This window comes from Streptomyces sp. SID5643 (assembly GCF_009872555.1).
Classification (GTDB): Bacteria; Actinomycetota; Actinomycetes; order Streptomycetales; family Streptomycetaceae; genus Streptomyces; species Streptomyces iakyrus.
On sequence record NZ_WWIC01000053.1, the window covers coordinates 123,175 to 129,752 of the forward strand.

The following is a 6,578-nucleotide window of genomic DNA, read 5'->3' on the forward strand; positions in this document are numbered from 1 at the left end:
CCGCTGCCTCCCCGAGTGCCCGCACCACGGCTCGTGGTGTCTGGGCACAGTGCAGCGTCAACTCCCGCACAGGGCAAGTGAATTCCGTCCGGGCCGACGGAGTCGTCGGAAGCCGCGGAGTGCGGGGGCGTGCTGCCCGCCGGACAACACGCCCCTCCGTGCGCGATGTGCCGTTCTCGGTGTCAGGCGGTGTGCAGCCGCAGCCCGTACCTGTTGAGGATCTCGTTGACGGGCTGGTGCCAGGTCTGGCCGCCGCTGCTGCAGTTGCCCCAGCCGCCGGAGGTGACACCCTGGGCCTGGTCGCCGCTGATGAAGGAGCCGCCGGAGTCACCGGGTTGGGCGCAGACGCTGGTCTTGGTCATCTGGTGGACTGCGCCCTGGCTGTAGTTCACCGTCTCGTTCTTCGCCAGGACGGTGCCGCAGTGCCAGTGGGTGGTGGAGCCCGAACGGCAGACGGAGGCTCCCACCGGGGCCTCGGCGGAGCCGCGGACGAGCTGGTCGGGGACGGTGCCCCAGCCGAGCACCACCGGTACGGTCCACCAGCCGCTGCCCACGTTCACCCAGGCGTAGTCGTTGCCCGGGAACGACGACCCCTGGAAGTTGCCGATGTAGGACCTGTCCCAGCCGTACACGGCCGCGCCCGTCGAGCCGCAGTGCCCGGCGGTGACGAAGCCGCCGTGCACGGAGAAGCCGATGGAGCAGCGGACGTTGCCGGTGTAGTAGGGGTCACCGCCCACCGTGCCGGCGGCGAAGGTACGCGGCGCTGCGGCAGTCTGACGCACCGCCACGGGACCGGCCCCGCGGGCTCGGTCCAGGAAGGTCCGGACATCGTTGTCGTCCCGGTGCCCGGCGACGACGTTCACGACCACCTTGTTGGCCTTCGGGTCCACGTGCCAACTGCCCACACCGTCCGGCGCGGACAGGGCGTCGATGCGCTTCTTCACCGCGTCGAGCTGCCGTGCGTCGTACCGCACGAGGCGTACGGCCGCTCCGGTCGCGCGTACGGCGTCGGCCCGCGCGGCACGGGTGACGGCGACGGTGAGTTCGCCGCGGTCGGCGTCGAACCACGAGCCGCCGTAGGCGGAACCGGCGGCGCCGCGGGCCGCGCGTTCGACGGCTGCCGCGGTCCTCTCCGCGGCCAGGCGTGCCTCGGCCTCGTCCCGGGTGAGTCCCAAGTCGCGCTGCATCGCGGACAGGAGGGCGGGTGAGGCCGGTGCTTCGGCGGGGCGTGCGGGAGTGTCCGCCGCGGAAGCGGGCAGGGCGCCGCCGGTGGCGGTCCAGGTGCCGATCAGGAGGAGCGTGGACAGTGCGGTACGCAGAGCTGTGGTGCGTCTCAAGGGATGCCCCTTCGTTGTTCCAGCAGAGTGGGGTGGAACAGCAGAGCCTGAGAGCGCTCTCGTGGTGCGCGCGGCAGAGCCTAGCCCTGGATCGTGAAGAGGTCTAGGCCATGGTTTCGGCCGTTCGGTGTGCCGGCCCGGGTGGAGGAGGACGTCGTGCGGGCCCGGTGGCCGGGGCGCCGCAGCCGGGCTGCCCCGTCCGGACGGTGGGCGCTGCTCGACCGGGATCCGTTGCCCCGCAGGGCGAGGTTCGCGAGCAGCATGGGCTCCCACGCGCTCAGGGTGGCCCTGCCCCTGGGGGCCGGACTCGCCGCGCTGCTCCGGCCCGCCGGGCGGTGCCCGCGATGGCTGACCGTCCCGGCGCGCACAGCGGTGCTTGCCCTGTGCTTCCTCCTGTACAGCGTCGGCGCCGTGGCGGCCCAACGGCGCGAGCCGTTCGGCCCGGGCGAGGCGATGTGCGTCTCCCTGGTGAAGGCGCTGCGTGCCGAGCCGGCGGGTACGTCAGGGCCGGCGCGTGAACAGGAGCACGCCCCCGGCGCCGACGACCGGGGCGCGGGCGCGCCGGAGCTCGTACCGGAGCTGAAGCCGGGCCCGGTGCGGTGCCGGCCGAGGCCCTGGCGGACTCGCGGACCGCGAGCTGAGCATCCGCGAGCCGGTCCGGTACCGGTCGACCCCTTGACCCCCGGTGTCCTCCTCCCCGATCCTCGGTTGCGTATAGCGGTGCGTGTATCTGATGAGGCAACTCATGAAGCAGCGCACCCGCGCGAGTTCCCCGTCTGAGGAGCAGCTCATGGCTCACGAGGTACGTGCCGTCGTCGCCCGGAAGAAGGGCGCCCCGGTTTCCGTCGAGACGATCGTCGTCCCCGATCCCGGCCCGGGTGAGGCACTGGTCGAGGTCGAGGCGTGCGGCGTCTGCCACACCGACCTCCACTACCGCGAGGGCGGGATCAACGACGAGTTCCCCTTCCTTCTGGGACACGAGGCGGCCGGTCGCGTGGAGGCGGTGGGGGAGGGGGTCACCGGCGTCGAGCCCGGGGACTTCGTCATCCTCAACTGGCGTGCCGTGTGCGGCCAGTGCCGGGCGTGCAGCAGGGGCAAGCCCTGGTACTGCTTCGCCACCCACAACGCGACGCAGCCGATGACGCTGCTCGACGGCACCCCGCTCTCGCCGGCCCTCGGCATCGGCGCCTTCGCGGAGAAGACCCTGGTCGCCGCCGGGCAGTGCACCAAGGTGGACCCGGCGGCCCCGGCGGCGGCAGCCGGGCTGCTCGGATGCGGTGTCATGGCGGGTTTCGGCGCCGCCGTCAACACCGGCGCCGTCGGGCGGGGGGACTCCGTCGCCGTCATCGGCTGCGGCGGGGTCGGCATGGCCGCCGTCGCGGGCGCCCGGCTCGCCGGCGCGTCCAAGGTCATCGCCGTCGACATCGACCGGCGCAAGCTGGACCGCGCCCTGGCCATGGGGGCCACCCACACCGTCGACGGCACCAAGGGCGACGTGGTGGAGGCGGTGCGCGAACTCACCGGCGGTTTCGGTGCGGACGTCGTCGTCGAGGCCGTCGGCCGCCCGGAGACGTACCGGCAGGCCTTCTACGCCCGGGACCTGGCCGGCACGGTCGTGCTGGTCGGCGTGCCCACCCCGGAGATGAAGGTGGAGCTGCCCCTGCTCGACGTCTTCGGCCGCGGCGGCGCACTGAAGTCCAGCTGGTACGGCGACTGCCTCCCCTCGCGCGACTTCCCCGCCCTGATCGACCTGTACCTGGGGGGCCGGTTCGACCTCGACGCGTTCGTCACCGAGACCATCGGCCTCGCCGACGTGGAGGAGGCCTTCGAGAAGATGCACGGCGGCGACGTGCTGCGCTCCGTGGTGGTGCTGTGATGGCCGGTGCGCCCCGCATCGAACGTCTCGTCACCAGCGGGACGTTCAGTCTCGACGGCGGCACCTGGGACGTCGACAACAACGTCTGGATCGTCGGTGACGACGACGAGGTGGTCGTCATCGACGCGGCGCACGACTCCGACGCCGTCCTGGAGGCCGTCGGTGACCGCCGCCTGTCGGCCGTCGTGTGCACCCACGCCCACGACGACCACGTCCGCGCCGCACCGGACGTCGCGCTCGCCACCGGCGCGCGCGTCCTGCTGCACCCCGACGACCAGGTGCTGTGGAAGACGGTGCACCCGAACCGGCGCCCCGACGGCCCCCTCGCCGACGGCGACGAACTCCTCGTCGCCGGCATCGGACTGCGCGTCCTCCACACCCCCGGGCATGCCCCCGGGGCCGTGTGCCTGTACGCCCCCGGCCTCGGGGCGCTGTTCAGCGGCGACACGCTGTTCGCGGGAGGGGCCGGCGCGACCGGGCGCTCGTACAGCGACTTCGGCACGATCATCACCTCGATCGGCGACCGGCTGCTGACGCTCCCCGGCGAGACGGTCGTGCACACCGGACACGGCGATACGACCACCATCGGGGCGGAAGCGCCGCATCTGGAGGAGTGGGCCGCCCGCGGCTGGTGACACGAGCACCGCCGTACCGGCCGGGGTGGCCGAACTCCCCCGCTCCGCCATGTTCGCGGCGGGGCCCAGGGACACGACCCGCCCCGGCCGTACCGGCCCCGGCCGTACCCGCCCCGGCCGTACCGGCCCCGGCCGTACCCGCCCCGGCCGTACCGGCCCCGTCGAGGCCGGCGCCGCTCTGGTCGACGACGTCGTCACCTCTCATCGTCGACCCAGGGCGGGGCTTCGCCGAACACGCCGAACGCAACTGGCGGCTCCTCGGCAGCCTCCGGGAGGTCACCGCCGCACTCGGCCGGCCGGTTCTGCTGGGCCCCGGTTCTGAGGGTGCCCGGCTCTGACCTGCGTTTCCTATAGCGCAGGGAGTTTTGTATCGCGCAACGACATGTGAGGGTGGCGAGCGACCGGTGAACTCCTTGACAAGGGTTTGCGGGCGCCTTCAAACTGACGTTGCGTTCACCGCAATCCGTTTCGCTATACGCACCGAGGTGTCATGATGATTCCCGCGTGCCGTCTCGTGGATCTGCCCCGAGGCGAGGCCCACAGGCTCGACATCGACCCGCCGGTCTCGGTGTTCCACACCGACGACGGCGAACTCTTCGCCATCGACGACACATGCACCCACCAGGACGCCTCGCTCGCCGACGGCTGGCTGGAGGGGCGCGAGGTCGAATGCCCGCTGCACGCTTCGAAGTTCAACCTCAAGTCCGGAGCCGTCGACGCCCCGCCGGCCAAGCTCCCGGTGCGCACGCACGAGGTCTTCGTCGAGGACGGCATGATCTACGTCCGGCTGTCCACGGCAGCCCCGAACCTGCCTCCCTGCATCGCCGCCCGGCTCGCCGGGGGCGTCGCGTGAGGACGGTGGCCGTGGTGGGCGCGTCGCTGGCCGGGCTGTCAGCGGCGCGCTCCTTGCGAAAGCAGGGGTACGACGGACGGCTGGTCGTCATAGGTGACGAGCTCCACCGTCCCTACGACAGGCCGCCGCTGTCCAAGGAGTTCCTGACCGGCGGCATCGGCGAAGCCGATCTCGCACTGGAGCCGGACGACGAGGACCTGCAAGCGGAGTGGCTGCTCGGCGCCCGCGCCGCCGGACTCGACACCACACCCCGCGCCGTTCGGCTCACCGACGGCCGGGAGGTGAGAGCCGACGGCATCGTCATCGCCACCGGCGCTTTTGCCCGAACGCTGCCCGGCATGGACGGCCTGGCCGGTGTGCACACCCTGCGCACCCTGGACGACGCCCGCGCCCTGCGGGACGAACTGGCCCGGGGCGGACGCCTGGTCGTGATCGGCGGCGGCTTCATCGGCGCCGAGGTCGCCTCCACCGCCCGCGCGCTCGGCCTGGACGTGACCATCGTCGAGGCGGCGCCCACCCCTCTGGCCGGACCGCTCGGCGCGACCATGGGCGGCGTCGTCTCCGCCCTCCACGCCGACCACGGGGTGCGCCTGTTGTGCGGCGTGGGCGTCAAGGGGCTGAGCGGCGAGACCCGCGTCGACGCCGTGCTCATGGAGGACGGCCGCAGCGTCCCCGCCGACATCGTCGTCGTCGGCGTCGGAGCCCGCCCCTGCGTCGACTGGCTGGCGGGCTCCGGTGTCGAACTGGACGACGGCGTCAAGTGCGGCGCGGACGGCCGTACCAGCCTGGCCGGGGTGGTCGCGGTCGGCGACTGCGCCTCCTGGTACGACCCCCGTGCGGGCACCCACCGCCGCGTCGAGCACTGGACCGGCGCCCGGGAACGCCCCGACGCGGCTGTGGCCGCCCTGCTCTCCTGGGGCGAGTCCGAACCGGGCGTCCCGAGGCCGCCGTACTTCTGGTCCGACCAGTACGGCGTGAAGATCCAGTTCGCCGGCAACGCGTCCCGCGCCGACAGCGTCACCATCGAGGAGGGCGCCGCGGACGACCGTGACGTCCTGGCCGTCTACCGACGCGCCGGACACCCGGTCGCCGTCCTCGGGATGAACCAGCCCCGGCTGTTCATGCGCTGGCGCAAGCAGCTCGCGGCCGACACGCCCTGAAAGGGCGCTGCTTCTTGATCCGACGACGTCCGGTGTAGCTCGTCCCGGCGCATGCATGCCCGATTCGCGACGTTCCTCCGAGGAGTGCACTGTGACCTCGACCGGCCTGCCGGAAAGCCTCATCGCCACCCTGCCCGGCTCCGCCTACACGGATCCCGGGGTCTTCGCCCAGGAGCAGGAACACATCTTCGAGGCGATGTGGTTCTGCGCCGTGCGCTCCGCCGACCTCGTCGGCCCCGGGGCGTTCCGCACCGTGCAGGTCGGCCGCGAGAGCATCCTCGTCACCCGTGCGCGCGACCAGTCCGTACGCGCCTTCTTCAACGTCTGCCGGCATCGCGGGGCCAAGCTCTGCACGGCGGAGAGCGGCGAGGTCAAGCGCGCCTTCCAATGCCCCTACCACGCCTGGACGTACGACCTGACGGGCAAACTCGTCGCGGCGCCCAACCTCACGAAGATGCCCGACGTCAGCCGCACCGAGTACGGCCTGGCAGCCGTGGCGACGCGCGAATGGCTCGGCTACGTGTGGGTGTGCCTCGCCGAGAACCCGCCCCCCTTCGACGAGGTCGTACAGGACGTCGTCGCCCGTCTCGGCGACACGGAGTCGATCGAGCGCTACGGCATCGAGGACCTCGACGTCGGCAGGCGCATCGTCTACGACGTCCGGGCGAACTGGAAGCTCATCGTCGAGAACTTCATGGAGTGCTACCACTGCGCGAC

Annotated in this window: 6 protein-coding genes; 5 read left to right on the forward strand and 1 reads right to left on the reverse strand. The window is 72.3% G+C overall.

What is annotated here, in order from left to right; translation table 11 throughout:
* Positions 1-182 precede the first annotated feature (182 nt).
* Positions 183-1,337, reverse strand: coding sequence for a S1 family peptidase (locus GTY56_RS06995; RefSeq protein ID WP_161363549.1), 1,155 nt, complete (start codon positions 1,335-1,337; stop codon positions 183-185).
* A 790-nt stretch (positions 1,338-2,127) separates the two neighbouring features.
* Here GTY56_RS06995 and GTY56_RS07000 point away from each other — a divergent pair.
* From GTY56_RS07000 to GTY56_RS07020, 5 genes are all read left to right on the forward strand, one after another.
* Positions 2,128-3,213 (forward strand): S-(hydroxymethyl)mycothiol dehydrogenase, encoded by a 1,086-nt coding sequence (locus tag GTY56_RS07000; RefSeq protein WP_161363551.1) that lies wholly within the window; start codon positions 2,128-2,130, stop codon positions 3,211-3,213.
* Positions 3,213-3,848 (forward strand): MBL fold metallo-hydrolase, encoded by a 636-nt coding sequence (locus tag GTY56_RS07005; protein ID WP_161363553.1) that lies wholly within the window; start codon positions 3,213-3,215, stop codon positions 3,846-3,848. Before GTY56_RS07000 ends, GTY56_RS07005 begins: the two co-directional genes overlap by 1 nt.
* A gap of 490 nt (positions 3,849-4,338) precedes the next feature.
* On the forward strand, positions 4,339-4,701 hold the full coding sequence (locus GTY56_RS07010) for a bifunctional 3-phenylpropionate/cinnamic acid dioxygenase ferredoxin subunit (RefSeq protein ID WP_161363555.1): 363 nt from the start codon (positions 4,339-4,341) through the stop codon (positions 4,699-4,701).
* Entirely contained in the window at positions 4,698-5,861 is a 1,164-nt protein-coding gene (locus tag GTY56_RS07015; protein WP_161363557.1) for an FAD-dependent oxidoreductase, read from the forward strand. Before GTY56_RS07010 ends, GTY56_RS07015 begins: the two co-directional genes overlap by 4 nt.
* Positions 5,862-5,952: 91 nt before the next feature.
* A partial coding sequence (locus tag GTY56_RS07020; RefSeq protein WP_161363559.1) for a Rieske 2Fe-2S domain-containing protein occupies positions 5,953-6,578 on the forward strand: 626 nt, incomplete at its 3' end.

Bases quoted from the DNA above. Each gene is read 5' to 3' on its own strand.
- GTY56_RS07000 (WP_161363551.1), top strand. From the start codon at position 2,128: ATGGCTCACGAGGTACGTGCCGTCGTCGCCCGGAAGAAGGGCGCCCCG.
- GTY56_RS07005 (WP_161363553.1), top strand. From the start codon at position 3,213: ATGGCCGGTGCGCCCCGCATCGAACGTCTCGTCACCAGCGGGACGTTC.
- GTY56_RS07010 (WP_161363555.1), top strand. From the start codon at position 4,339: ATGATGATTCCCGCGTGCCGTCTCGTGGATCTGCCCCGAGGCGAGGCC.